The sequence below is a fragment of the Agrobacterium sp. 6Ca8 genome (assembly GCF_055382765.1).
In genome coordinates this window covers 961,156-986,250 of sequence record NZ_AP026434.1, presented here as the reverse complement: position 1 = coordinate 986,250, position 25,095 = coordinate 961,156, and the positions used below count along the sequence as shown (strand labels likewise).

Genomic DNA, 25,095 nt, shown 5'->3' with positions numbered 1-25,095 from the left:
CTGCGCAGCGCCTTTCAAAAGGCTCTAAATACACGGCTTTCTGACCCGCTGCCGACATACCGGAATCGCGCTAGCGGATATTGTGACCGTTGGTGGAGACGGTCTAAGTGCATCGCCATGCGGTGCCTGACGTGGCCCGCGGTGTGACAGATCATATTGACGGTTAACCGCGTGTTGACTTCCCGTTTGACGAGATGGCCTAACATAAGCAGACTCTGAAATTGGACCCCGCCGCACCCGTTTTCATGCCGTGCGGCAAGCATACGGCGCCATCATGCGACTTAGTACCATCACGAACCTGGCTTATGCTGTCACCCTCGTGCTCACGACAGTATCGGCGACCACATTCATTCTATCGGCCAGAAGCGCTTCTCAAGAGCGGGTGGCAATCCAGAATCATCTCGAACTGACCGATCTCGCCGAAGAACTGGCGATCATTGCGGACGAGCGCACCGAGGAGGCGCGTCTTTACGTCATGCGGGGCGACGAGCAACATCTCGCAAAATTCTACGTCGACGAAGATCAGGAAAAGCACCTTGAAAACACCTTGGACAAACTCGCAGCTCTTGGTGTTTCGCCGCAAGAGGCAGGCTCATTTCAGGAAATCCGAAAGAGCGCCGACGCACTGGACAAGATGGAGCGCGATGCAATCGGTTTCTATCGATCCGGCCGCCAGAACGATGCACAGCAGGTCCTGTTCGGCGATGAGCACTATCGACTGCATACGGAACTGCTGACAACCGTCGCGACGCTGAGAGAAGCCATTGCGGCCCGCTCGCAGGCAATGGTTGACCAGGCTAAAGACCGAAGCGATTTCTACGGATCGATCGCGAAGGTGATGCTTGCGCTCACCGCCCTGATGTTTGTGGCCGTACTCTATTTTGTCCTCAGCAGACGCGTTGCCTTGCCGCTTATCAAAATGAGCAACATCGTCACGCGCCTTGCCCGGCAGGATTACAGTATCGACCTGCCCGACGAAGGCCGGCGTGACGAAATCGGTGAAATGAACCAGGCTATCAGGATCTTCCGCAGCAACGGGCTGGAACGGGAACGGCTTGACGCGGAGCACCGCAGGAATCAACGCATCAAGGACCTGATCCTGCAGATGATGCATCGGATTCAGGCCTGCCAGAATCAGGAAGAATTGTCCGACGTCGTTTCGAAATTCATGCCGCAAATTTTCCCGGCCATTGCCGGCCGCCTGCTTGTTCTCAAGGAAAACAGTTCGGTTCTCCAATCGACCGGACAATGGTCCGATCCTTCGTTTTCCGCCCCGGAATTTTCGATAGACGATTGTTGGGCTCTCCGTCGCGGACGTCCCCACGCCAGCAACCCGGGCGGAGACGATGTTGTCTGCCATCACCTACATGGCAGTTTCGGAACAGGCCTGTGCATACCGCTCACCGCATTGGGAGAAACCGTCGGCTTATTATATCTTGAAATTCCGCAGAGTAGCGAGACGCTGGAGTTAGAGCGGCTATATCTCGAACTCCTCGCCGAAAATATAGGCCTTGCCGTTGCAAACCTCCAGCTTCGGCAGCGGCTGGTTGGCATGGCACGGCAAGACGCCCTGACTGGTCTTTTGAACCGTCGATCGCTTGATGAGACGCTGAACAGGCATATTGAAAAGCCAACCAATTCGCTTGCATGTCTGATGCTCGACATCGACCATTTCAAGCGCTTCAATGACCGGTTTGGCCATGATGCCGGTGATGCGGTGATGCAATATGTCGCCCAGGTGCTGTCGGAAGCTGTCGGCGATCTGGGTGAACTATTCCGTTTCGGCGGCGAGGAATTCACCGTGCTCATGCCGGCTGGGGGCATTGAAGATGCCATCAAGGTTGCGGAGAAACTCCGGCACGCGGTCGAACGCGCACCTTTCACCTACCGGGGCCGTCTGCTTGACTCGATCACCATATCCATCGGTATCGCAACGTCACCGGGCGCCGGAACCGTGAGCAGCGTCCTGGAACGCGCGGACGCTGCGCTTTTGAGCGCCAAGCAGACAGGCCGGAACAAGTGGGTGTCGGCCGAGAAGCCTCCAACCGATTAGGTAGAGGCTCCGCCGCGCCGATTGCGTGATTATCGACGCAGCAGCCGACCTAGCATATTTGACCTACTAGACGATGAGGTTCGGGTTCTTCCACAGCTGGAATCCGCCTTCGAAAGCAAGCGCATTGTCTCCGCGGCGGCATCCGGGCGGCAGGGTATCGAGTTTTTCGACATTACCGCCGCCGATGACCACCTCATCCGGTTCAAGGGCGGCAGTCAGACGCTCTACGACATCAGTGACGCGCTTTTGCCATTTGGCATTGCCCTTCTCTTCGCGATACGCCTCTCGGAGATAGTGCTCGTACGTTTTGCCCTTCCGATAGGGAAGATGAGCGATCTCCATGGGCTGGGCCACGTTTTCGACGATCATCGCAGCTCCCAGGCCTGTTCCGAGACCGAGAAACAACATGCGCCCGCCCTGATAGGAGCCGATTGCCTGCATCAGCGCATCGTTAACGATACGAACGGGGCAGCGGAAAGCGCCGGCGTAATCATAACCGACCCAGCCTGTACCCAGATTGACCGGTTCGCGAAGCGGTTTGTTGTGGACGACCGGACCGGGATATCCCATGGCGATGACGTCATAGGTCATGTCTTTCGCCATGGCGGTTACGGCGGTGACCATTTCCGGCCCGGTCATCGCCTTGCCGCTTTCGACCTTGCGCTCGTCGCCACCTGCACTTGAGCGGATCTTGACGTGGCTGCCGCCGATATCGATCGCTAGAACGATCCGATCCTGTGTCATTGAACTACCGTCCGTGGTATTTGCTGGCATGGGCGTCACTCCGGATCGACCCAACCGCCTGGCGGCGCGAAACTCTCCATCTCGACCGGACCCCAGCTTCCTACGGCATAGCGTGGCGGCACGGCCGGGTCGTCGAGAATGGGCTCAACGATTTTCCATGCGAGTTCTGCCGCATCCTGACGGGTGAAAAGCTGGCGTTCGCCTGCCATCGCATCGCCGATCAGCCGTTCATAAGGCGCCATGTCGCCGATGCCGTCATCGACAGCGCCCAGTTCCACCGCCTCGCCGAGCATACCGTCCCCGGCAGCCTTGCGGCGCGCGCCAATGCCGATGGCGATATCTGGCCCGAGCCGGAAGCGCACATAATTTGCGGCCGCCGCCTCAACATCGCCGAAAAGCGCTATCGGCGGCCGCTTGAAACGCACCACAACTTCGGTTGCATGGGCAGGCAGGTTCTTTCCGGCGCGGATGAAGAAAGGCACGCCGTTCCAGCGCCATGTGGCCACGCGAAACCGCACGGCGGCAAAGGTCTCGCGGCTTGAGCCGGGCGCAACGCCGGGTTCGTCGAGATAACCGTCGAACTGGCCACGCACAACATCCTCGCGGCTGAGTGGTGGCATGGCTTTAAGGATCTGCACTTTCTCATCGACAAGATCATCCGAAGCGCTTGTTGCCGGTGGCTCCATGGCCAGTAGCAACAGCACGTTGATGAGATGGTTCTGGATCACATCCCGGATGCATCCAACCTCGTCATAAAACTTTCCGCGTCCCTTGATGCCGAAATCCTCGGCCATGGTGATCTGCACGCTTTCAACATGGTCGCGGTTCCAGACCGGCTCAAGAAAGGCATTGGCGAACCGGAAATAAAGAAGGTTCTGAATCGCCTCCTTGCCGAGAAAATGGTCGATGCGAAAAATGGCGTCCTCTTCGAAAACCGCGTGCAGCGACTGGTTCAGCGCCTCCGCCGTGGCAAGATCGCGGCCAAACGGCTTTTCCACCATCAATCGTGCCGAAGCGGCTATCCCGGCCTTATCAAGCCCGGTCACGACGGTTTCAAACAGTGACGGCGGAATGGCGAGGTAATAAAGCGGATGACCGTGGTCACCGAGTGCGGCGCGCAGCTTTTCGAATGTCGCCTCGTTTCGGTAGTCGCCGGACACGTAATGCAGTTGGGAAGCGAATTTTTCGAAGACGGCTTCCTCGATCTTGTCGACGTGGCTGGTAACCGCGTCGCGCGCCCTTGCGATCAGCCGATCGCGCGACCAGTCATCGAAGGCGACACCGATGACTGGCGTTTGAAGCGCGCCGCGTTTCACCATGGCGTAAAGGGAAGGAAAGATCATTTTGTAGGCAAGGTCGCCGGTGGCACCGAACACCACGAGTACGTCCGATCGCTGCTTATCCATGGCCGGCGCCCTCATTTTGCTTTTTCCAGATGGCCACCAAAGGCATTGCGCATGGCCGAGAGTACCTTGCCGGCAAACTCCGCCTCACCGCGTGAGGAGAAGCGCTCGAACAGGGCGGAAGCCAAAACAGGCGCAGGAACACCCGTTTCGACGGCCGCCTGAAGGGTCCAGCGCCCTTCGCCTGAATCTGACACCCGCCCGCCATACTGGACGAGATGAGGGTCCTGCTTCAGCGCCTCCGCCGTCAGATCGAGCAACCACGAGCCGATGACGGACCCATGCCGCCAGACCTCCGTCACGGCAGGAAGATCGATGTCGAACTGGTAATATTGCGGGTGGGCGAGCGGCGCCGTTTCCGCATCGGCCTCCCGGTGCTGCGTGCCGGCATTCGCGGCCCTCAAGATATTCAGGCCTTCCGCATAGGCCGCCATGACACCGTATTCGATGCCATTGTGAACCATCTTGACGAAATGCCCTGCGCCTGACGGTCCGCAATGCAAATATCCCATTGGCGCCGTGCCGGTGACGGGATCGGCCGCGATGCCCTGGCCCGCACCGGGAGCAAGCGAAGCAAAAATCGGATCGAGCCGCTGCACAGCACCCAACGGGCCACCGATCATCAGAGAATAGCCGCGCTCCAGACCCCAGACGCCACCGGATGTACCGGTGTCGATGAAGTCGATGCTACGGGGTGCAAATTCCGCCGCCAAATCGATGGCATCCCGGTAGAAGGAGTTGCCGCCATCGATAATGGCATCGCCCGCCTGCAGTCTGGCGGCAAAGTCACGAGCAATTTTCGGCGTTATTGCCGCCGGCAGCATTAGCCAGACGGCGCGTGGCGGTGACAGCTTCGCGACCAGGTCGTCTGGCGAGCTCGCGCCAACTGCGCCTTCCTTCACCAATGCTGCGACATTGTCGAGATTGACGTCGAAGACCACGCAATCATGACCCTGTTTCAGAAGACGGCGCACCATGTTTGCGCCCATTCGCCCAAGTCCAACCATTCCGATCTGCATGCCGACACTCCATTTGTCCAATGCGCGATATGTACTTCATTCGCCGAGGCGAACGGTGAAATCCTGGTTTTCCCAATTCCCTGTGTTTGGCCAAAAGAAAGTAAAAACGATTGCGTCGCCCGCCGCCATATCCTGAACGGGCAAGTCGACGAAATATGTGCCAAGGCCGGAAGCAATCGTTCTGGTGTCGCTGGTCGTCACCCAGCCATCCGCACTCCAGTGCACGACAGCGTCATCCGTCAGTTCGAGCCGCAACATCTTGCCGGCCGGCATCCCGGCAATCTTGTTATTGAAACACCATATCCGAAGGTGCGACGGCGTCTTGTTGAGGATGTAGCGCTCCACACCCTGCGGCGGCATGTCGAAAACGGAACCATCTGCAAGCGACCGCAGAAGTTTGATATGTTCAGCATGCGCCCAGACCAGCGGCATCGCACTTCCTGAGGGCTGGCCGTAGAAAAGCTCGTATTCGGGGATGTCGGGCTGGTCCCAGATTTGCTCGGGGAAAAGGCCGTTCCCACCGGCCGATTTCTCCAGCGTTACCAGCAGCGCTTCGGCCACCTCCCGCCTTCCCGCAGCAAGCTCGTAATGGGCGCGTTCGCCGGTCAAAAGCGGCCATGGCCGCCCCTGCCCGGTGCCGTCGAATGCTGCTCCATCGGCGTGCTCACCATATCCATCGCCCGTATATCTATACCATACGGGCCCCTGCGGCAGATCGGCACGCAGGCAATGGTCGATTGCTTTGATCGTCGCGAGAATATGCGGATCGTCAGGCGCGCGCAGGCCGAAGCGAACAAGGGCAAGCGCATCGGGGCTGATGACGTCGCTGGTCGGCAGCATGGAACGGTCCGGCGTCTGGTTGCGGATGGGCGTATCGCCGAATGGTCGAGCTACGTCGGTCGCGTCAGGCGAAGCGATGCGAACATAGTGGCCGGAAATGCCAAGCGCGGCGCAGAATGTCTCGTCACCGGCAAAGGTCCATTGTTCGATCTGCTCGTTCCAGCAATCAGCCGTTTCCCGTAGATGCACGGCTTCGGCAGCATCACCGTCCATATCGATAAGGTCGGCAGCGGCAAGCAGCGCAGCGATCTCGACGGCAAGGGTGAAGGGACTGTAGCCGGCATCCTCTTCCCACCTGTCCTCACCCGTCGTCGGGCCGTTTGCCAGAATATAGGCTGCGGCGCGGTGGATCATCGGCATAAAATCCGCCCGCGTGGCATGATCCAGGTGACCATGTCGATGCAGCATATCCGCCAGCAGGATCGGAAAGGCGCATTCATCCATCTGGACGCCCGGCCAATAGGGTTTGCCATCCAGCCAGAGATTTTGCGGCCAGCGGCCCGATGGCTGCTGCACCTGACGAAGATAATTGAGGATCGCCAGCGCCTCGTGGTGATCGCCGGCCGCCAGAAATCCGCCGGCCGCTTCCACCAGATCGCGCGGCCAGACCAGATGATAACCACCGAGATCGTCATCGCTCTTTGATGCTCCCCATGGGATCGACAGGCTTGCAACAACAGCGCCCGGCCGGTCGGCGGCACGATGTGCGGCGAGCACTGCTGTCGACACCCGATAGGAATTGATGCCGTGATGCGTATCGCGGTCGAGCGTTTCCAGCCGGTCTTGCCAGTTGCGCCAGTTGGCAACGTAGGCCTCGTGCGCCCGTTCAAAGCCATGCTTCAGACTGTAAACGGCCGCCGCAGCCGCTTCATATTCCGTCTCGCCAAAGCCGAGCGCCAATGTTGCCGCGCCATTGACATCACTGAAGTCGATCTCACCTGCCAGCGAGACATTTCCGTCATCGGCTCGCTGGTACTCTTCAACGATGCGTCCGTGCCGATGCAACTGCTGCCAACCATCGGAAACACCCACGAAACCGGCGCTGACTGCCCGCCAGGGCAGATCGCAGACAAGCGCAAGATATCGTGAACGGCCGGTCGCGAAGAGGACCTGATGTCCCTCATAGTCGCCAATCCAAGCCGAGTTAAGATTGCCTGCATTGACGAGATGAGGTGCCAGCAGCGCAGTCACGCGATAATCCGAAATTTGTCCCTTTAGGGGAATGAACGAAAGCTGCTGAAGAACACTGGCCCGCGCGGGATCGCTGATTACCTGTTTCTCAATTCTGAACGAGCCATCCGTCGCCGTATTGGTAATGTGAAATGCCGGAATTCCACTTTTAAAAGGGCGGGTGACGGATACGCAGTCGCGTTTTTCCTCCGAAAAGTAACCCTCAGGCCCAGTGACAACAAAACCGAGATCGCGGGTGCAGGCACTGTCTATCCTCGGATAATAGACCTCGTTCAGAATGCCGTGGCTGAGCGTGAACCAGATAGGCGATGCTTCCGACAGCGCAGTGCCGACCCCGTTTTTGGCGCTCGACGTCCAGCGCGCTTCTATGCCAGGCGCGCCCGGTGCAAAATCCAGTCCGGTGCGCATCATGAAATGTCTCGGTTACGCTGATGAGGCAGGCGAAAGTGGCGCGAATTGCAGTCCTGAACAGTCATGACGGGGTATCTCGACCTTGAACCAAGGCTCTGTTCCTGGATAACAACAGGAAACGGGCTTACCGGTTCCTTGCTCATATCCACAACGGATGCAGCCTCGCCATAAAGCTAGGTATTGGCGAACTGGTACACAACTAAAGATTTGGTAATTTAAGCCGCGCCGCGCGTTGGAGGTTTTGGGTTGCAGGACCAACACGATCGGCCACCAAGCCGTCGCTAGAGCGGGCGGCCGTTCTGGATCACACCGATATTGCCGATGAACCGGCTATTCCAAGTGGACATCAACCGCCCGACCAGCCCCTTGCATTGCCTATGGCGCGTGCGAAGCGAGCGTGATCCGCTTCTTCGACCGATCCGTCGGGTTTGAATATCTCGGCATCTTTTCGCATGGCGGTGACATCGATATCGCACAGTTCCGCGAGACCAAGCGCCGTCAACTCGCGCATGGCCGGAACGCAGATGGTCCGACCACTGGCAGCGGCCAGGAAACGGGCGAAATAGCGACTGTTCGACAGGCCGCCATCTATCGAAATCGTATCGCCGATGGGAACGAAAGTCTGCGCGGCTTCGATCAACCGAACCGTCAGCAACGCAATGCCCTCAAGCAGGGCGCGCACCATGTCACTCCGCGCCGTTGCGTGGTCCATGCCGATGAAAAGCGGTACGGCCTGTCTATCCCAATATGGCGCAGCAAGGCCCGAAAATGCAGGCACGAACACCAGTCCACGACGAACGGCCGATGAACCCTCAAAACCGTCAAGTTCGGTATTGTCAACATAAAGGCCGATCTTTCGCGCCCATTCCAGCGCGGCACCGGCGTCATAAACCCCGCCTTCTATGGCGAAAATGGCCGCGCCGCCTTGCTCTTGCCAGCCAATGGTGGGCAGAAGCTCCCCCGACAACGGGCGTTCGTGACCAGCGATGGCCAACAGGAAGGCGCCCGTGCCGAAGGTTATCTTACAATCGCCCGGTTTGCGGCAACCGTGCCCATAAAGCGCCGCCTGCTGATCGACGATGGAGACGCGAATGGGCGTTCCCTCGATGGAACCGAAGCCGCCATTAACAGGACCGATTGCGGGCAGGCAATCCAGCGGCACCCCATGAAGAGCGCAGAGTTCCGGGCTCCAGGCACCGGTTGCCAGATCAAGCAGTCCCGTCCGCGAGGCCGTTGCAAGGTCGGTGCGGAAACAGCTTGCAAGCCGATCCAGAAAGAACGCGTCGGTTGTGCCCAGGCGCAACCGCCCTTCGGCTCTCGCCCGTGCCACCGCCGGATTGTGCCTTAGCAACCACGACAGTTTGCTCGCCGAAAAATAGGAATCGAGCGGCAATCCGCAAATCTCTTTCGATCGTTCCGCAGCCGATTGGGGCAAAGCGGCCAGGGCTTCGGCGGTGCGGGCATCCTGCCAGACGATGACGGGCGACAGCGCTTCCCCACTCTCGGCATCCCACGCCAGGCAACTCTCGCCCTGGTTGGCGATCGCGATCGCATCTACCGGCCCGGCATCGGCCAGTACCGCGCGGATGTTGCGCAACAGCTCTTCCGGATCATGCTCCACATGACCGGGGTTTGGATAGAACTGTGCATGACGCAGGCTTGAGACGAGTTGCGCCGTGCCACCGTCGCTTATCACAAGGCATCGGGTCGACGTCGTTCCCTGATCGATCGCCGCTATGCGCATCAATTCGTCTCCTGAAAGTGAAAGGCAATCTGGGTCGCCTCAACGGCGGCGCGGGGAATGGGCACAAGCACACGGCGTTCCGGCAGCCACCAGCCGGACTTGCTCCACACTTCCGTTCCATCAAGATGAAGCGAAAGCCTGCCTTGAACACGTCTGATGAAGCGCAGCTGAAAATCGGGAAAAGCCGGCCGGTCAAGCCCCCCCGATCGCACCATGGTGGGTACCGCGAGTTTGAGCGGGTCGGCGAAAGCGATACGCACTGCCTTTGCGTTGCAGGGTTCGCGGGTGAGATCGTCGGCAACGGCAGCACCCACGCGGCGGCCTTCGCGAAACGACCAGCCACCCGTTTCCACGGCCCGCAATACGTTCCCCGTGGCGAAGAACATCGGGTTGGCCATCCGGCCGTCCTGATCGATCGTAGGGCCATCGCTACCTGCCGCCACATCAACAGGGGATGCGTTCAGAAGCGTTGCCTCCGGCGTGAACCGCCCGGTGAGGAGAACACCATCGCACTTGACTGTGAGGATACGGCCATCTGCCAGCCGGATGTCGGCCTCCTCGACACGACCGCTCCCACGAATGTCCACAAGTGTTGCGCGGCAATGAAAGGGCACTCCGACCAATCGGGGAAACCACCGGAAAAGCGACCGCGCCAGCGGTTCCGGCTCAGGCTCGATCATCGCCACCGGCCGCGCGCCATGCGTCAGGCATGTGAGAAGCGCGGAAAAGGAAACCAGTTCCGAACCAAGGATAAGCGGCCGGCGAAAGGGCATGATGCCGTGAAAGGCGACATAGGATTGCAGCGTGCCGGTGGTGATCACTCCCACCGGCCGGTCGCCCGGCAGGAGCCGCGCGGAGCGTGGTTTTTCCCGCGCGCCGGTCGCCAGCACAACGCGCCGGGCCTTCAACGTTTCCACGCCGCGCGCAGACGTAACCAGCAGCGTACCGTCCTGTCCGAGTTCCACCACGGAATGACCGGTGCGGACATCAACGCCCGCATCCTGCGCCTGCCGCTGCAGACGTCGCGCATAGGCCGGGCCGAAATAAACGCGTCCGAATTCGCGCATGCCGAAAGGCGAATGTGTGCAATGACGGGGTGCGCCGCCAAGGGCTGGCTCACGCTCGAGGATCGTCACACGCGCAACGCCGCGTGCTTTTAGCTCCAGCGCTGCCGCCACGCCCGCCGGGCCGCCGCCGACCACGATTACATCTGCATCCGGAACGTTTTCTTGCGTCTGCTGAAAAGGCTTCCAGGAGCTCATCGATCGTCTCCCGGACGGACCGCAAGCGGTACAGCCAGACGGTCGCCCGTCATCGCGGCCAGCCGGGCGTTGCAGTAAAATCCCTGACAGCGCCCCATGCCGGCGCGGGTGCGCCGCCGCAGACCTCCGAAATCACCCGGCGGCACCGGGCTGGAAAATGTCGCCTCGATCTCACGGCGGGTGACAAGCTCGCAATGGCAGACGATTTCGCCATGATCAGCGCGCTGCCAGTCCCGCTCGCAGGTTTCGCTCAGGTTCGGCATCGTCACATGAGGCACTGCGGGCTGGGGCATGAAGCGCGTGCCGAAACTTTCGTGAAGCGCCAGAGCGTGCTGCGCCAGACCAAGTGCCGCACTGAGACCGGTGGATCGCACGCCGCCAAGCGTGATCGCGCGCCGGTCCGGCCGTGCGGAAATCCGGTAATATTTCTTCTCGGAGGCCGGGCGCAAGCCGGCATAGATAGCGGTCACGGGAATGGAGGCCAGTGCCGGAACGATCTCCCTGCCACGCGTCAGCAGCGCTTCCAGCGCCGCCGTTTCTACCGTCGCACGCTCGCGGTCATCCTGTTCTTCCGCCGTCGGGCCGATGAGAACGTTGCCGAAGGCGGTTGGACACACAACGATGCCCTTGGTGATTTCGGTGGGAACGGGCAGGACGATGCGCGGCACGTGCCGGCGGGCGGCCTTGTCGAGAACGACGAATTGTCCCTTGCGAGGCTTGATGGTGAAGTCTGGGACAAGCCCCAGCCGCGCATCGACGATATCGCCGAACAATCCGGCCGCATTGACAACGCTCGCGGCAAGAATCGGACCCGCCGTCGTCTCTATCTGCCACGCGCCATCAAACGCACCGGACAGGACTTCGGCGTTGCGCACCAGCTGCGCGCCAAGCGCCACCGCTTGCGTAAGATAGCCCAGCGGCGCGGACCAGGGATCGATGACATGTTCACCCGGAACTTCGAGTGCTGCGACAAGACGGTGGGACAAGCCGGGCATGGATTCCCGGGCCTGCCGGGCCGTGAGCAGACCGAGCTCGGCAATGCCGTTGCGTCGCCCCTGCTCGGCGATCGCCTCCAGGCTTTGCGCCTCGTCGGGATTCCACGCACAGACCAACGCGCCGGTTTCAACGAGGCTAAGGCCCATCTGCTTGTGGATGGACAGATATTCTGCCCGGCCTGCCTTCACCAATTCCAGTTCCAGACTGCCTTCAGGCGCATCGAAGCCGGTGTGGAGGATAGCGCTGTTGGCCTTCGATGCCCCGGAAAGAATATCGGACCCCTTCTCGATGATCACGACCTTCGCACCAGCCAGTGCGAAACGACGGGCAACCGCGCAACCGACCACCCCGGCACCGATGACGGCGACGTCGAATGCTGTGGAGAGGCTCTGGACCATGGACTTGCCTTTATTTTCGTGGTTCGAAAGCGAAATCAACAGGCGCAACGGATCGAGCCGATGCACCTTGCCGGTTCGTGGCTATGAATGAGTTCTGCTTTGTTTCTAGTCGGACAAAGCCGTCAGCGGCTTTTCGAATTCAACCAGCGTCACGCCACTTGTCTCCTGCTGGCACATGGCGCTGATCAGGGTCATGATCTTCCCCGCCGCTTCGACGGGCGGCACGCCACCATCACGAATATTGGAAATGCAGTTGCGTCGGGAGTCCGGCAGCCCGGTCTCCGGCCCGAAGGTGACATAGGCGCCAAGACTGTCGGCTGCCGAAAGGCCCGGCCGCTCGCCAATCAGGATCACCGCCACCTTTGCGCCGAGGACGGCTCCCACATCATCCGCCAGCGCAACCCGTGCCTGCGTGGCAAGTGTGATCGGCGCAACCGTCAATCCGTTGCTTGCGAGTGAATTAAGCAACGCCGTTGCCACCGGCACTGCATTCATCTCCACAGCCGTTGCGGAAAGCCCGTCGGCGATTACCAATGCGACATCGGCTCCCTTGGCCTGCCCGTCGAGCGCCAGACGGCCTTCGTCTGAAAGAGCACGGCCGAGATCGGGTCGGCGCAGGTAATCCGCACGGTCCTGCGCGCGGCTTGCGACATGCACGACATCCGCACCCGAAGCGCGCAAGTCACGCTCCATTTTTTCAATGTCCAGCGGACGCCACACGGCCTGGCGCGCCTGCGCATGATCCAACAGAAATGTCTGTACCGCGCGCGTGGGCGGGCTTGCACCCGTGCGGCCGAGCGCCACGCGTGCATCGGTTGCCACACGCAGGGCCTTGAGACGTTCGGGCGGGCTGGAGATGAGGGAGGGCCGGCGGTCACGCATCAGGCGGCGTCCCTTCCAAGAAAATCAAGTTCGCGAAGCCCGCGGTTCATCAGCGCAGGGTTCTCGATCATATGGCCGGCGGCATCCGTCACGCCCATATTCACCAGCCACTCCTCAAACTCCGGCGCAGGCCGACGCTTCAGCGTTTCGCGGGCATAGATTGAATCGTGATGGGAAAGCGTCTGGTAGTTCAGCATGACGTCGTCCGAGCCTGGCACGGTAATGACGAAGTTCACATCAGCGGCGCACAGCATGGTCAGCAGCACGTCCATGTCTTCCTGGTCGGCATCGGCGTGGTTGGTGTAGCAGACGTCGACACCCATTGGCAGGCCAAGCAGCTTTCCGCAGAAATGATCTTCAAGCCCGGCGCGAATGATCTGCTTGCCATTATAGAGATATTCTGGACCGATGAAGCCAACGACGGTATTCACCAGAAGCGGCGAGAATTCGCGCGCCACGGCATAGGCACGCGCCTCCATCGTTTGCTGATCGACACCAAAATGCGCATCGGCCGACAGGGCAGCCCCCTGCCCCGTCTCGAAATACATGAGGTCGCTGCCGATAGTTCCGCGCTTCAGCGACTGACCAGCCTCATGAGCCTCTCGCAGAACGGCAAGATCAATGCCCAAGCCCGCATTGGCCTTCTGGGAACCCGCAATCGACTGAAAAACCAGATCGACGGGTGCAGCGCGCTCCATCGCCTTGATAGCCGTCGTCACATGGCCAAGGCAGCAGGTCTGGGTTGGAATGTCCAGCCATTGCCGCAGATCGTCAAGCAACTGCACGACGCGGATATAGTCCGTCACAGCGCTGGTGGCCGGGTTAACACCGATCACCGCATCGCCGCTCCCCAGCAGCAACCCGTCAATGGCCGAGATGGCGATGCCACGGGAACTGTCAGTCGGATGATTTGGCTGGTTGCGGGTGGAAAGGCGGCCGGAAAGACCAATAGTGTTTCGAAAACGAGTCACGACTTCCCGTTTGGCCGATACCGTCACGAGATCCTGCAGACGCATGATCTTGGAGACTGCCGCCACCATTTCCGGTGTCAGACCCCAACTTACCGCTTCAAGTTCCGCGTGCCCGACCTTGGAATTGAGCAGCCACTCGCGAAATTCGCCAACCGTCAGAGAAGACACCGGCGTGAAGGCCAGTGCGTCGTGCTGGTGCGCGATCAGGGCCGAAATCTCGTCATCGTCCGAGGCGATCAATTCCTGTGCAACAAAGGTGGAAAGCGGCAGATCGGCCAGCGCCATCTGCGCCGCCAGTCTCTCCACCGGCCCTTCCGCCGCGATTCCGGCCAATTGGTCACCGGACCTTTCCGGCGTCGCCTTTGCCATCAGGGTTTTCAGATCGTCGAAACGATAGGTCGTGCCGGCTGCGATCTGTCGATAAGCCATTTTTCCGGCCCCTTACTTCACGAAAGTCTTCGTGAGGCCCACCGTGCGGTCCACGATCAGGACGACGGCAAGCGTTAGCACGATCAGAAGAACGGAGATGGCGGCAACAAGCGGATCAGCCTGGGTTTCGACATGCTGATACATGGCAACGGGGAGCGTCGTGATGCGCGGACCGGTGAGGAACAGCGAAATCACGGCTTCATCGAACGAGACGAGAAAGGAAAGCGCTGCCGTTGCAACGATGCCAGGCGCGATCATCGGCATGGTGACGCGGCGAAAGACGGTAAGAGGTGACGCCCCGAGCGTGGAGGCGGCCTCCTCGTAGATCAGCGGCAAGCCCGCAAGCGACGTGGTGAGTACACGCAGCGCATAGGGCAACACGATGATCAGATGCGCGATCACCAGACCCGTGAATGTACCGAGCAGACCCGCACCGGCAAAGACGATCAGGATCGCAAGGCCAAGAACGATGGTCGGCAGAAGAAGCGGCGCGGTGAAGAAGGCGAGCAATGTATCCGCGCCAATCACCCGCATCCGCACGATGGCATAGGAGGCGGGCAGCGCAATCAGCATGGACAGCACGGTAACGATGACCGCAAGGAGCGTGCTGGTGCCCAGGGCGCCGATCATCTTGGAATTGTGCATGAGATCCACATACCAGCGCAGGCTCCAGCCGGAGGGTGGGAAGGTCATGTAGCTGTCGGCCGAAAACGAGATCGGCACGACGAGCACCACAGGCGCAAGGAGGAAAAGGAACATGATGAAGGCGACAATTTTCAGCGCCAGCGGAGCGGGACGTTCTTCCATCTTCGATCTCCTTTACAGAATGGCCCGCAGAAGCCGGGAATAGAGCACCAGGGCGGCACCGAAAATCACGAGGATGATCATCGAAAGCGTAGCGGCGAGTGGCCAGTTGAGCGTCACGATGGCCTGATCATAGATTTCCGTTGCCAGAAGGAAGACGCGGCCACCGCCGAGTAGCTTGGGAGTGATGAACGAACTGACGGCCAGCACGAAGGAGAGCAGGCAACCCAGGGCCACGCCGGGCATGGTGAGCGGCACGATGATCCGCCAGAACACTTTCCAGGGCGATGCGCCGAGCGTTTCCGCAGCTTCCTCGACGCGAGGATCAAGCCTGCCGAAGCCAGCGAGGAGCGCCAGGATCATATAGGGCATCAGGATTTCGGTAAGCCCGATGACGACGCCGATCTTGTTGAACAGCAGACGCACCCCGCCTTGCGCACCCAGTGCGAAGAGGATGTTGTTGATGAGGCCGTCATCCGCCAGGATTGCGATCCAGCCATAAGTGCGCACCACCGCCGAGGTGAGCAGCGGCGAAATGACCAGCACCAGCAAAAGCGTTTTCCAGCGACCCTGCGCCCGGTGAAGGTAGAGCGCGATGGGATAGGAGGCGAGCAGCGTGAGAACGGTGATCATAAGGCTGGTCAGGATGCTCTGACCAATCAGCTCGATGTAAAAACCGTCGGTCAGTGTCGACGACCAGTTGTCGAGCGTATGGGCTTCACCGAGACCGCCGCCGCCGAGGCTTTCGCGGAAGGAAAGCAGCAGCAGGTTGAAGACGGGCAACACGAAGGCCAGACCGTTGACCGCAATGATGGGTCCAAGAAGAAGGGTTGCGAGAAACACGATGGAAGAGGTACGGCCACCGGGAGCCGTGATCATGACCGCCGCCGTCATCGGTTTGCTCCGAAGACCAGAGTATCCTCCACGCGCCAGACGAGACTGACCGCGCTGCCTGCTGCGACCGGCGTTTCACCGCCGGACGTCGCGCGCTCCACGGACAGGGTCTGCCCGCCAGCGGCGATTTCGTAGTGGAGGATGTCGCCGGCATAATAGACATCGCGGACTTCGCCAGCGATGCGATTGACGGGCGCTCCGTCGAAATCGGGGACGGCGTCGCCAGCGACGGTCATGGCCATGCGATGCGGTCGTACCATCAGGTCGATCTTACCGCTGTGCGCACCGGGCGCTCGCAGCACCGCATCGCCAACCGTGATGCGGTCACCGGCGGCGTTGCCGACCAGCCTGTTGGTGCGACCGACGAAGGAGGCGACGAATGCCGTGGCAGGGCGCTCATAGAGATCGTGCGGCGTGCCAAGCTGTTCCAGGTGCCCGCCGTTGAGCACAGCGACCTTGTCGCACATGCTGAGCGCCTCAACCTGATCATGCGTGACGAAGATGGAAGTGATGCCAAGCTGTTTCTGGATACGGCGAATCTCGGCGCGCATCTCGTCGCGCAGCTTTGCGTCGAGATTGGAAAGAGGTTCGTCAAACAAGAGAATGGACGGCTGGATGACGAGGGCGCGCGCCAGTGCGACGCGCTGCTGTTGGCCCCCGGAAAGCTGTGCGGGGCGACGGTCCTCGCGCCCTTCCAGACGCACCATGGCAATGGCCTCACGGGCACGGCGTTCCGCCTCGGCAGCAGGCACTTTGCGCATTTCAAGACCGAACATGACATTCTTGAGGACCGTCATGTGCGGGAAGAGCGCGTAGCTCTGGAAAACGAGGCCAATGTCACGCTTATAAGGCGCAAGTTTCGTCACGTCCTTGCCGTCGATCAGGATAGACCCCGAGGAGACAGGAGAGAGGCCTGCAATCATGCGCAGCGACGTCGACTTGCCGCAGCCGGAAGGACCGAGGAAGGCAACCAGTTCGCCCTTGGGAATCTCGAGATTGAGATTATCCACGGCGACGATTGTCTCGTAGCGCTTGGTCAGTGAACGAATCGAGAGGAATCCTGGCTGCATGGTATCTGAAGTTCCCATTCTGGCTTCTTGCCTTTCTCCAGAACATCTCCGACCCGCAGGGAATCGGAAATGCCTTGGCCCTTGATCTACGCAAGCGCCGCGAAAATTCGCTGCGCCGTTTCGCGGTGCCCCCCGCGTCGGCTCCCACCTCTTCCGCCCCAGCGCCGACAGAGGAGATGAACCGAGGGTTTTGGTATGCTGCTTCCGCGACTGCCATGGGAGCCGCGGAAGTCCTTTCATTTTTTTGCGCTCTGCGCAGAAGTCTCAACGGCTGAGGGGAATGACCTTGCGGCGCCAGTCCTGCGTAATCTGGTCACGGACCTTCGAGAGGCCAATCCAATCCACCGGGATGACCTTGTCCATCGCCTTGACGACCGTGCGCTCACTCACATCGGCAGAGACAGAGGACTTGGAATTGGTCGGCGCATAATACATGGCGGCGGTAAAGGCAGCCTGGGCTTCCGGGCTCAGCGCATAATCAACGAACTTGCGCGCAGCCTCGGATGACGGACCACCCTTGACGAGGTTGAGCGTGTTGATCTGGAGGATCGTGCCTTCCTTCGGAAGAACCACCTTCATCTTGCCTTTGGAACCGTCAGCATTCACCTGGCTGCGGGCGTTCCAGCCCACGCCAAGCGAAACCTGGCCGTTGACAACGTTCGGATAGACTTCCGGCTTCGGCTCCCAGGTCTGCACATTCGGAGCAACTTCAGCCATCGCATTGATGCCGGCATCGATGTTCTTGATGAAATCAGTGCCGCCATTCATATGGTCCATGATGATGGTGGTACCGATACCGACGATATCGGGGGCGCTCAGCATGGCGACTTTACCCTTGAGGGCGCTATCCTTCAGAGCGTTCCAGCTGTCGGGAGCCGTCTTGATGGCATCGGTATTGTAGATGAGCACGAGATTGTCGAACGTTACGCCAACCCCGGCCACGCCTTCGAAGCGGGCATTAGGATAGAGGTCGGCGACATTCTTGGTTACGCTTTCGTCGATCTTGTCAAACAGACCTTCGTCCGTACCTGTTTTGGCGACAGAGACGTCCATCAGAGCGATATCGGACTGCGGCGCAGCCTTCTGGGCGCGCAGCGAGCCGAGCATCGCAGCAGAGCCCTGCTGCGGGAAATATTCGATCTTGATATCAGGGTTAGCCGCCATGAAAGGTTCGATGACGGCCTTGGTGTAACGCTCCTGGAAAAGGCCGCTATAGCCGAGGAACGTCACGGTCTGCTGGGCGTGCGCCGGAAGAGCGGCTGCGCCGAGCATGAGAATCCCACTCAGAAGTATTGTTTTCTTCATTGTCCTGTTCTCCTCTATTGTTATTTGGAGTGGCGGACTGATCCGCCACCCATAAGACGATGTCAGGCGCTCAGCTTGGCCTGAACGAGCTTGTTGGCGCCAGAAATGTCCGGCAATTTCTCACCGTTGCGCAGGCGCTGCAGAAGCACGAGTTCGGCTTCCTGCATGCCGATGGCGCGTTCAGCCATGGCTCGAGCCTGGCTTGGATGAAGAGCGACAACACCGCTTTCATCGCACAGGATCGCATCGCCCGGATTGATCACCTGGCCGCCGACGCTGATCGGAACGTTGATCGCGCCTTCGAGGCCGAGGATCTTGGTGGTGATCGGCGAAGGACCACGGCACCACATCGGCATGTCGACCTTGGCGAACTCCGAGAAGTCGGTCGCCGGGCCATCAACGACACCGGCCTTAACGCCGGCCATCTTCATGGTGTTGGTGATGACACCGCCCCAGCAGGCGTGACGGGTATCGCCGCAGCGGTCGATGAGGACGATATCCCCGGGACGCACGAACTGCGACAGATAGTGGAGCATGGTCGAATCCGCATTGGGGATGCGCAGCGTGACGGCAGTGCCTGCCACACGTTTGCCCGGAAGGACGGCGCGGATTTCAGGATCAACGAAGCCGGAGTGAAGCACGTGACCGATCGTTGCGACTTCGACCTTCTCAAGAAGCTCGATGATGTCGGCACCGATCTGTTCGGGCATGGGGTTGGCGATAAACATTGAGTCTTTCTCCGATCAGAGAACGTGGTGGTTCGCCACCGGTACGTTGGCGCGCACCTTGGCCGAATAGTCGAAGTCAAGGACGGCACCGGCCGTTCCAACGCTGTCGGAGCATTGGGCGACGATGTGGCCCCACGGATCGATGACCATGGAATGCCCCCAGCATGCCTTCTTGCCGCCCGCATGGGTGCCGATCTGGCCGACGGCCAGAAAGTAGGTCTGGGTTTCGACGGCACGGGCGCGCGCCAGAACTTCCCAATGGTCCTTGCCTGTCATCAGGGTGAAGGCCGCTGGCAGAACGATGACGTCTGCACCCTTGTCCCGCAGGGCGCGAAACAGTTCGGGGAAGCGAATATCGTAGCAGATGCCACAACCGACCGTCTTGTCGCCAACCTTGTAGGTCACCACCTCTTCGCCACGGGCAACGGAGTCGGATTCGCGGTAGCTGATGCCGTTTGGCGTATCGACGTCGAACAGGTGCATCTTGCGGTAACGCGCGATCTGTTTGCCATCCGGCCCGAAAACGAGCGTCGAATTGTAAAAGCGATTGCCTTCCTTCTCGACGATGGAGCCGGCATGCAGCGTGATCGCGTGCTTCTTGGCCAGCCCCGAGAGCAGCGTGTAAATCTCGCCGTCAGGGAATTCCTCCCCGCTCTCATGCATCTCCTGGGGATTATCTCCAAGAAATGCAAAGTATTCTGGAAGAACAACAAGGTCAGGATTATCCGCCTTGACTGCCTTCTCAATAAGATCGGCAGCAACCTTAAGGTTTTCTGCCTTGTCATTCTGGGTATTCATTTGAACAAGTGAGACTTTCACGTTGCTCTCCTCTCATGTTGCGAGGAGAATTAAGAACGGGAACTGTTTTCATTACAAACGGAAAAACTCTATCGAAACCCATAAGGTAAGCTTATAGATTAATCATTTTGCGCTGCAGCGCAAAATTTAGGCGGCAGCAGTCATCCATTGCGTGGTGGTTTCACTGACGATTTCCGTCGCCATATCGGCAATGGCCCGGGCAATCGCGTTGTCGCCACGCTCCTGATAAACGGTGTGAAATGTGAGGGGCGGTACTGACGGACTAATGTCGAGAATACGCGCCTCACCGGATTTGATGATGCCGTCCACCAGCACACGCGGCAAAGCGCCCACCCCAACGGCCGCGGCCACAAGGCGGGTCATGATCGACAGCGAATTGGAATTATAGATGCGGCTGTCGGACAACCCGTGAGAATCGAGCAACGCGCGCAACGCCTGATGTGGCTGCGAGCCTGTCGAGAAGGTAAGTAACGGAAAATGCGCGATATCTTCGAGTGTGACGCCCGTTTCCGGCAGCGGCAATTCGACCGCGCCAACCCAACAGGACTCGAACGTACAGAGCGGCGAATTGTAGATATTTGCAGCCATGATCGGCCCCATGATGAAACCGACATCCACCTCACCGTTTTGAATGCGCTGGGATAGTTTCAGGCTGGTGTCAATGGTCAGATCCAGGCTGACGCCGGGGTAACGTTCGTTCATGCGGCGAATGAGAAGCGGCAACCAGGCATAGACGATCGTGTCGGCAGCACCGATGCGCACGGTGCCTCTCAGCGCCTCCCGGCTACTCACGATCTGTCGGAACTCACCGGTCAGATTGACGATCTTTTCGGCATGCTGCAGCGCCAGACGACCAGCAGGTGTCAAGTTGACGCAGCGCACATCGCGCGTGAAAAGCACGACGCCAAGCTCCCTTTCGAGGGCGGCAATTCGGTTGGACACCGACGCCTGGGTGGTATTCAACCGTTCCGCGGCCGCCGAAAAGCTGTTCAGTCGTGCAGCCCAGAGGAAAGTTTCGAGAAATCGCGTATTCATGAGGTAAAATCTTCCCGCATGGCTCCGCGAGCCGGCACTAACGTCGCTGGCTCGTCTTGCCCTTGGCCCTTTGTGGTTCGAGTGCAAGTATGTCCGATGCACGCCCCCATAAGCAAGGGATCAACGCCCTGGCCCTGGCACCGCTTTTTCGCACCGGCTGGCGCTGGAAAAGGGATGACGGTCACAAGGATGTTTCAAATGAGTGGCCTGTTTTGCACCAACTGCTTCCCAAACCATTGAACGCAAACAGGGCTCTGCGTCTCCTCGGAGCCCTGTTTCTTTAAATCTTTGATTGTCGGGCCATCAGCGTTGCACCGGATCGCTGTGACGAACGGCAGATCGGCGAGACCTCAATCTTCGTGCCCCGCATACAGGACACAGCCTGCCTTAAATCTGCAGGCACCCCTCCCCCAAACCTCACGGCTTCGGGATGACAGTTGCGAGCTTACGGAACGGCGACAGGATTTCGAGGCGGCTTGGCACGCCCTTGGCGATGCTGATAATCGATCCGGGACCGATCTTCACCGGGTCAGCTTCGGCCTGCGAATACATAGCCTCACCCTCAACGACGACAAAAGTTTCCTCGAGGTCACGACCCGGATAGTTGTAGATGCCGGGCTCGGCCTTCCAGACTGCGACGATTGTGCCATTTTCGATCTGGTCCTGCCATATCTGGCGACGATACGAACCGCCTTCACGGCCTTCGGCGGGCATGGCCGGAACAAGATCCACGTCATCGGAAATGTTGAAAATCGGCATGGTCACGGGAATTCTCCTTGCTTTGTCAATGTTGGCACGGACCTTGTGGCCGCGCCGGTTCAGGCATGGGGTGGCAGTTCCGCCCCAGCTAGTTTCGTGGATATGTTGTCGCGCAGCCGGTAGTAACGCAGCGCCATTGCGGGTGCGAAACCCATAAAGAAGGGAGCTGCCTTCAGTGGTTCCAGCTTCAGGGCAAGCTCGTTCTCTGGCTTGCCAAGCGCCCATTCCGAAAGAATGGAACCGAGCATCGAGCCGGTCGGCACACCACGGCCCGAAAGACCGGTCAAAGCCACAACGCCCGGCGCGAGACCATAAAACCGCGGTACGGTGCGATATTGCATATCGAGTTCGCCGAACCAGAAATACTCCCAGCGGATCTCTTCCCGGAGCTTTGGATGCAGCCATTTGAGCCGTTCGCTCATGACCTGTCTCGTATAGGCCATGTCGCGGCCGCGGCGTCCCATGGGAAACATCGATGCGACGATCCGGCCTTCGGCATTGTATTTGTAGACGTAGATATCGCCGCGACCATCATGAATGGTCGTGTTCTGCGGCAGGACGGTCCGGCGTGTCTCTTCGGACAAAATTTGCGTAGCGGCAACGAAAACGCGTTGAATCTTGAAGGTTCGATCCAGCTTGGGCCAACCACCAACCGTATAAGCGCCAGTGGTAAAGATCACTTTCGACGCGACCACTTCTCCGCGATCGGTCTTGACCTTCCAGCCTCCGGTTATGTCGCGTTCGCAACCCGTCACCGCCGAGCCGGTAAATATCTTTCCGCGCTCCTGGATGACAGCACGGCCGAGACCGCGGGCGTAACCGAGCGGATTGAGGTGACCTGCCTCTTCGTGCAGCCAGCCGCCGTCGAAACGCGGACTGCCGGTGACCGCTTCCACCTCGTCACGGTCGAGCAGCCGGGTTTTCGCGCCCACAGCATTATAGGTCTCGACCTTGCGCCTGATCTCATCCATGGCGCCCTTATGCGGTGCGCCCATCACATAACCGTTCTGTACCCATTCGCAGTCGATCTGATAGTCGCGGATCATGCTCGATACGCGGTCATTCGCCCGCGTCTGCCGTTCGATCAGCCGTTCCGCCCAGGGCTCGCCCAGCATCCTGCGCAGCTCTGGCAGGCTATAATGGGTAAAGGTCGGGGTGCAATGTCCGGCATTGCGGCCCGAACCGCCGAAGCCGATTTCCTGCCGCTCCAGAAGCACGACATTGATGCCGGTTTTCGCCAGCTCCAATGCGGTCGTCAGACCGGTATAACCCGCCCCGACGATGCAGACATCGGCCTGCACGCGACCCGAAAGAGGCTCCGTATGCGGTGCTGAAGCTGCGGTCGCATACCACAGTGTCACGTCAAAGGGTGAGAACGAAACCATCTACCGAAACCTTCAGTTCAGGTCGCTGCGCGCATCGAGCGCATCACGAAGCCCATCACCGATGAAATTGAAGCTGGTGACGGCAAGCGTGATGGCGACGCCCGGCACGATGGCGAGCCAGGGCGCCTTGTCGAGATATTGCTGGGCTCCGTTCAACATATTGCCCCAGCTCGGCAGCGGCGGCTGAATGCCATAACCGAGAAAGCTGATATAGGCCTCCAGAAGGATGGCACGCGCGACCGTCAGGGTCGCGGCAACGATGATGGGGCCGACGGCATTCGGCAGCAGTTCCCGGAACATGATCCAGCCATTGGGCAGGCCCAGCATACGGGCTGCCATGACGAAGTCGCGTTCGCGCAGAGACCGCACTTCCGCTTCAACCAGACGGGCAATTTCCATCCAGCTCGTGACGGCAATGATAACCGTGATCATGAACGGGCTCGGCTTGACGAAAGCAGCCAGAGCGAGAAGCAGGAAAATACTCGGGAAAGACAGAAAGGCATCGACAAAACGCATCAGTATCGCGCCGATGCGCCCGCCATAATAACCGGCAACGACACCGATGATGGTGCCGATCAGTGTCGACAGCACCATGGCGAAAAACCCGACCAGCAGTGAAATGCGTCCGGCATTGAAAAGGCGCGCGGCTATGTCGCGTCCGAGCGGATCGGTGCCGAAAATATGGTAACCGGTCATCGGCGGGGCAAAACGGGCGCGCAGATCGATGAACAATTCGTCGTAGGGCAAGAGATAGGGCCCGACCACGCAGGCGAAAATCATGACGGTGATCATGATGAGGCCGAGCACAGCAAGCTTGTGGCGGGCGAAACGGCGCAGCGTGCGGTTCTGCCACCAGTGGAACCGCGGTGCGGCCTGTGAGGGATGGAGGGTTGCAGCGGACATGGTCTTTCCTTCGATTGAGTGCGGCGTTTCGTCGATCCGGCTCTATCCGAGCCGGATGCGGGGATCGACGAGAGCAACCATGAGGTCAGCGAGCAGACTTCCGATGAGCACGAGAATTGCGGAAAACATCAGGAGCCCCATCACGACAGGGTAGTCGTGATAACCAAGGCTATCGAGGAACAGGCGGCCCATGCCGGGCCAGGTAAAGACGGTCTCCGTGACAAGCGCGCCGCCGAGAATCGTCGGGAGCTGGAGACCGGCAAGGGTAATCATTGGCAGAAGTGCGTTGCCGACGACGTGTTTCATCAGAACCCGGCGCGGGGTCAGCCCCTTGGCGCGGGCAGTGCGGACAAAATCCTGATTGATGACGTCAAGCGTCGCAGTCCGCATGTAGCGGCTCCAGACGGCGATGTTGACGAGGGCAAGTACCAGGCTCGGCATGATCAGGTGAATTGCATAGTCATAAAAAGACTGATCGCCGATCGTATACATGTTGCCCGCCGGTAGCCATTTCAGCCTGAGCGCGAAAACATAGATGGCCACCAGCCCGAACCAGAAGGTGGGAATTGAAAGCGCCACCATGGCCCCGACCGTGGCGGTGTAATCGAACAGCGTGTAACGTTTGGTCGCCCCCTTGATACCGATCCAGGTGCCGACAAGGATGGATACGACGGTTGATGAGACCATCAACAGCAGGGTCGCAAACAAATGCCCGGAGATGATATCGAGAACCGGACGTTGGTCGCGATAGGATTTCCCCCAATCGCCTTGCAGCAGGCGCCAGGCCCATTCGAGATATTGCACCGGCAAGGGTCGATCGAGACCCATCTGGTGGGCGATGCGATCAAGCGCCTCCCGCGTCATGCCGGGCGTCAGGGCAAATTGCGACAATGGCCCGCCAGGCGCGAGGTTGAGGATGGCAAAACCGATGATCGAGACAAGCAGCAGAAGTACGAGGCTCTGCCATATCCGATGGAGAAGAAAGGTCAGCATGATGAGACTCCAGGTCGCATCGTGGAACTGGCTAGCAACCATCCACGAATAGCCGTC

The 25,095-nt window shown here is 59.6% G+C and carries 21 protein-coding genes; 1 reads left to right on the top strand and 20 read right to left on the bottom strand.

The window, feature by feature from the left end; all coding sequences use genetic code 11:
- Nucleotides 1-274: 274 nt before the first annotated feature.
- Nucleotides 275-2,053, top strand: a complete 1,779-nt coding sequence (locus ACZ5A6_RS18685; protein WP_464111254.1) for a diguanylate cyclase — start codon at nucleotides 275-277, stop codon at nucleotides 2,051-2,053.
- Nucleotides 2,054-2,119: 66 nt separating this feature from the next.
- Here ACZ5A6_RS18685 and ACZ5A6_RS18680 read toward each other — a convergent pair whose 3' ends face one another.
- From ACZ5A6_RS18680 to ACZ5A6_RS18585, 20 genes are all read right to left on the bottom strand, one after another.
- Nucleotides 2,120-2,797: an ROK family protein gene (locus ACZ5A6_RS18680; protein ID WP_080800995.1), complete on the bottom strand. Its 678-nt coding sequence runs from the start codon at nucleotides 2,795-2,797 to the stop codon at nucleotides 2,120-2,122.
- A gap of 35 nt (nucleotides 2,798-2,832) precedes the next feature.
- Nucleotides 2,833-4,203, bottom strand: coding sequence for a glucose-6-phosphate dehydrogenase (gene zwf / locus ACZ5A6_RS18675; protein WP_464111253.1), 1,371 nt, complete (start codon nucleotides 4,201-4,203; stop codon nucleotides 2,833-2,835).
- 11 nt (nucleotides 4,204-4,214) lie between these two features.
- Nucleotides 4,215-5,219 (bottom strand): phosphogluconate dehydrogenase (NAD(+)-dependent, decarboxylating), encoded by a 1,005-nt coding sequence (gene gnd, locus ACZ5A6_RS18670; protein ID WP_464111252.1) that lies wholly within the window; start codon nucleotides 5,217-5,219, stop codon nucleotides 4,215-4,217.
- 36 nt (nucleotides 5,220-5,255) lie between these two features.
- Complete coding sequence (locus ACZ5A6_RS18665) at nucleotides 5,256-7,661, bottom strand: glucan 1,4-alpha-glucosidase (protein WP_464111251.1); 2,406 nt, start codon at nucleotides 7,659-7,661, stop codon at nucleotides 5,256-5,258.
- A 346-nt stretch (nucleotides 7,662-8,007) separates the two neighbouring features.
- Complete coding sequence (locus ACZ5A6_RS18660) at nucleotides 8,008-9,405, bottom strand: FGGY family carbohydrate kinase (protein ID WP_464111250.1); 1,398 nt, start codon at nucleotides 9,403-9,405, stop codon at nucleotides 8,008-8,010.
- Nucleotides 9,405-10,667, bottom strand: a complete 1,263-nt coding sequence (locus ACZ5A6_RS18655) for an NAD(P)/FAD-dependent oxidoreductase (RefSeq protein WP_464111249.1) — start codon at nucleotides 10,665-10,667, stop codon at nucleotides 9,405-9,407. Before ACZ5A6_RS18655 ends, ACZ5A6_RS18660 begins: the two co-directional genes overlap by 1 nt.
- On the bottom strand, nucleotides 10,664-12,061 hold the full coding sequence (locus tag ACZ5A6_RS18650) for an FAD-dependent oxidoreductase (protein ID WP_464111248.1): 1,398 nt from the start codon (nucleotides 12,059-12,061) through the stop codon (nucleotides 10,664-10,666). The genes ACZ5A6_RS18655 and ACZ5A6_RS18650 overlap by 4 nt, the downstream gene beginning before the upstream one ends.
- A gap of 105 nt (nucleotides 12,062-12,166) precedes the next feature.
- The gene (gene eutC / locus ACZ5A6_RS18645) at nucleotides 12,167-12,943 is read right to left on the bottom strand and encodes an ethanolamine ammonia-lyase subunit EutC (protein WP_112492988.1); all 777 of its coding nucleotides are present in this window, start codon (nucleotides 12,941-12,943) and stop codon (nucleotides 12,167-12,169) included.
- Nucleotides 12,943-14,343, bottom strand: coding sequence for an ethanolamine ammonia-lyase subunit EutB (locus ACZ5A6_RS18640; protein WP_464111247.1), 1,401 nt, complete (start codon nucleotides 14,341-14,343; stop codon nucleotides 12,943-12,945). The genes eutC and ACZ5A6_RS18640 overlap by 1 nt, the downstream gene beginning before the upstream one ends.
- Nucleotides 14,344-14,355: 12 nt before the next feature.
- Nucleotides 14,356-15,150 carry an ABC transporter permease gene (locus ACZ5A6_RS18635; protein WP_013761321.1) on the bottom strand — a complete coding sequence of 265 codons (795 nt, stop codon included), beginning with the start codon at nucleotides 15,148-15,150 and terminating at the stop codon, nucleotides 14,356-14,358.
- A gap of 12 nt (nucleotides 15,151-15,162) precedes the next feature.
- A complete protein-coding gene (locus ACZ5A6_RS18630; protein WP_003517681.1) occupies nucleotides 15,163-16,041 on the bottom strand; it encodes an ABC transporter permease in 879 nt (292 codons plus the stop codon).
- Nucleotides 16,038-17,111, bottom strand: a complete 1,074-nt coding sequence (locus tag ACZ5A6_RS18625) for an ABC transporter ATP-binding protein (protein ID WP_019566397.1) — start codon at nucleotides 17,109-17,111, stop codon at nucleotides 16,038-16,040. The genes ACZ5A6_RS18630 and ACZ5A6_RS18625 overlap by 4 nt, the downstream gene beginning before the upstream one ends.
- Before the next feature lie 264 nt (nucleotides 17,112-17,375).
- Nucleotides 17,376-18,416 (bottom strand): ABC transporter substrate-binding protein, encoded by a 1,041-nt coding sequence (locus ACZ5A6_RS18620; RefSeq protein ID WP_003517684.1) that lies wholly within the window; start codon nucleotides 18,414-18,416, stop codon nucleotides 17,376-17,378.
- A gap of 62 nt (nucleotides 18,417-18,478) precedes the next feature.
- On the bottom strand, nucleotides 18,479-19,144 hold the full coding sequence (locus ACZ5A6_RS18615; RefSeq protein ID WP_003517685.1) for an RraA family protein: 666 nt from the start codon (nucleotides 19,142-19,144) through the stop codon (nucleotides 18,479-18,481).
- Nucleotides 19,145-19,159: 15 nt separating this feature from the next.
- The gene (locus ACZ5A6_RS18610; RefSeq protein WP_003517686.1) at nucleotides 19,160-19,942 is read right to left on the bottom strand and encodes a carbon-nitrogen hydrolase family protein; all 783 of its coding nucleotides are present in this window, start codon (nucleotides 19,940-19,942) and stop codon (nucleotides 19,160-19,162) included.
- 147 nt (nucleotides 19,943-20,089) lie between these two features.
- The gene (locus tag ACZ5A6_RS18605; RefSeq protein ID WP_003517687.1) at nucleotides 20,090-20,998 is read right to left on the bottom strand and encodes a LysR family transcriptional regulator; all 909 of its coding nucleotides are present in this window, start codon (nucleotides 20,996-20,998) and stop codon (nucleotides 20,090-20,092) included.
- Between the two features lie 417 nt (nucleotides 20,999-21,415).
- Nucleotides 21,416-21,757, bottom strand: coding sequence for a cupin domain-containing protein (locus ACZ5A6_RS18600; protein WP_212509374.1), 342 nt, complete (start codon nucleotides 21,755-21,757; stop codon nucleotides 21,416-21,418).
- Nucleotides 21,758-21,816: 59 nt separating this feature from the next.
- On the bottom strand, nucleotides 21,817-23,142 hold the full coding sequence (locus tag ACZ5A6_RS18595; protein ID WP_035199276.1) for an NAD(P)/FAD-dependent oxidoreductase: 1,326 nt from the start codon (nucleotides 23,140-23,142) through the stop codon (nucleotides 21,817-21,819).
- Nucleotides 23,143-23,154: 12 nt separating this feature from the next.
- Nucleotides 23,155-24,045 carry an ABC transporter permease gene (locus ACZ5A6_RS18590; protein WP_003517690.1) on the bottom strand — a complete coding sequence of 297 codons (891 nt, stop codon included), beginning with the start codon at nucleotides 24,043-24,045 and terminating at the stop codon, nucleotides 23,155-23,157.
- A gap of 42 nt (nucleotides 24,046-24,087) precedes the next feature.
- On the bottom strand, nucleotides 24,088-25,038 hold the full coding sequence (locus tag ACZ5A6_RS18585; RefSeq protein WP_013761327.1) for an ABC transporter permease: 951 nt from the start codon (nucleotides 25,036-25,038) through the stop codon (nucleotides 24,088-24,090).
- Nucleotides 25,039-25,095: the final 57 nt, after the last annotated feature.

Coding starts and splice junctions, on each gene's coding strand:
- ACZ5A6_RS18635 (WP_013761321.1), bottom strand. CDS start 15,150: ATGGAAGAACGTCCCGCTCCGCTGGCGCTGAAAATTGTCGCCTTCATC.
- ACZ5A6_RS18605 (WP_003517687.1), bottom strand. CDS start 20,998: ATGAATACGCGATTTCTCGAAACTTTCCTCTGGGCTGCACGACTGAAC.
- ACZ5A6_RS18660 (WP_464111250.1), bottom strand. CDS start 9,405: ATGCGCATAGCGGCGATCGATCAGGGAACGACGTCGACCCGATGCCTT.
- ACZ5A6_RS18590 (WP_003517690.1), bottom strand. CDS start 24,045: ATGTCCGCTGCAACCCTCCATCCCTCACAGGCCGCACCGCGGTTCCAC.
- ACZ5A6_RS18685 (WP_464111254.1), top strand. CDS start 275: ATGCGACTTAGTACCATCACGAACCTGGCTTATGCTGTCACCCTCGTG.
- ACZ5A6_RS18655 (WP_464111249.1), bottom strand. CDS start 10,667: ATGAGCTCCTGGAAGCCTTTTCAGCAGACGCAAGAAAACGTTCCGGAT.
- ACZ5A6_RS18600 (WP_212509374.1), bottom strand. CDS start 21,757: ATGCCGATTTTCAACATTTCCGATGACGTGGATCTTGTTCCGGCCATG.
- ACZ5A6_RS18610 (WP_003517686.1), bottom strand. CDS start 19,942: ATGAATACCCAGAATGACAAGGCAGAAAACCTTAAGGTTGCTGCCGAT.
- ACZ5A6_RS18640 (WP_464111247.1), bottom strand. CDS start 14,343: ATGGCTTATCGACAGATCGCAGCCGGCACGACCTATCGTTTCGACGAT.
- ACZ5A6_RS18630 (WP_003517681.1), bottom strand. CDS start 16,041: ATGACGGCGGCGGTCATGATCACGGCTCCCGGTGGCCGTACCTCTTCC.
- ACZ5A6_RS18650 (WP_464111248.1), bottom strand. CDS start 12,061: ATGGTCCAGAGCCTCTCCACAGCATTCGACGTCGCCGTCATCGGTGCC.
- gnd (WP_464111252.1), bottom strand. CDS start 5,219: ATGCAGATCGGAATGGTTGGACTTGGGCGAATGGGCGCAAACATGGTG.
- ACZ5A6_RS18615 (WP_003517685.1), bottom strand. CDS start 19,144: ATGTTTATCGCCAACCCCATGCCCGAACAGATCGGTGCCGACATCATC.
- ACZ5A6_RS18680 (WP_080800995.1), bottom strand. CDS start 2,797: ATGACACAGGATCGGATCGTTCTAGCGATCGATATCGGCGGCAGCCAC.
- ACZ5A6_RS18620 (WP_003517684.1), bottom strand. CDS start 18,416: ATGAAGAAAACAATACTTCTGAGTGGGATTCTCATGCTCGGCGCAGCC.
- zwf (WP_464111253.1), bottom strand. CDS start 4,203: ATGGATAAGCAGCGATCGGACGTACTCGTGGTGTTCGGTGCCACCGGC.
- eutC (WP_112492988.1), bottom strand. CDS start 12,943: ATGCGTGACCGCCGGCCCTCCCTCATCTCCAGCCCGCCCGAACGTCTC.
- ACZ5A6_RS18665 (WP_464111251.1), bottom strand. CDS start 7,661: ATGATGCGCACCGGACTGGATTTTGCACCGGGCGCGCCTGGCATAGAA.
- ACZ5A6_RS18585 (WP_013761327.1), bottom strand. CDS start 25,038: ATGCTGACCTTTCTTCTCCATCGGATATGGCAGAGCCTCGTACTTCTG.
- ACZ5A6_RS18625 (WP_019566397.1), bottom strand. CDS start 17,111: ATGCAGCCAGGATTCCTCTCGATTCGTTCACTGACCAAGCGCTACGAG.
- ACZ5A6_RS18595 (WP_035199276.1), bottom strand. CDS start 23,142: ATGGTTTCGTTCTCACCCTTTGACGTGACACTGTGGTATGCGACCGCA.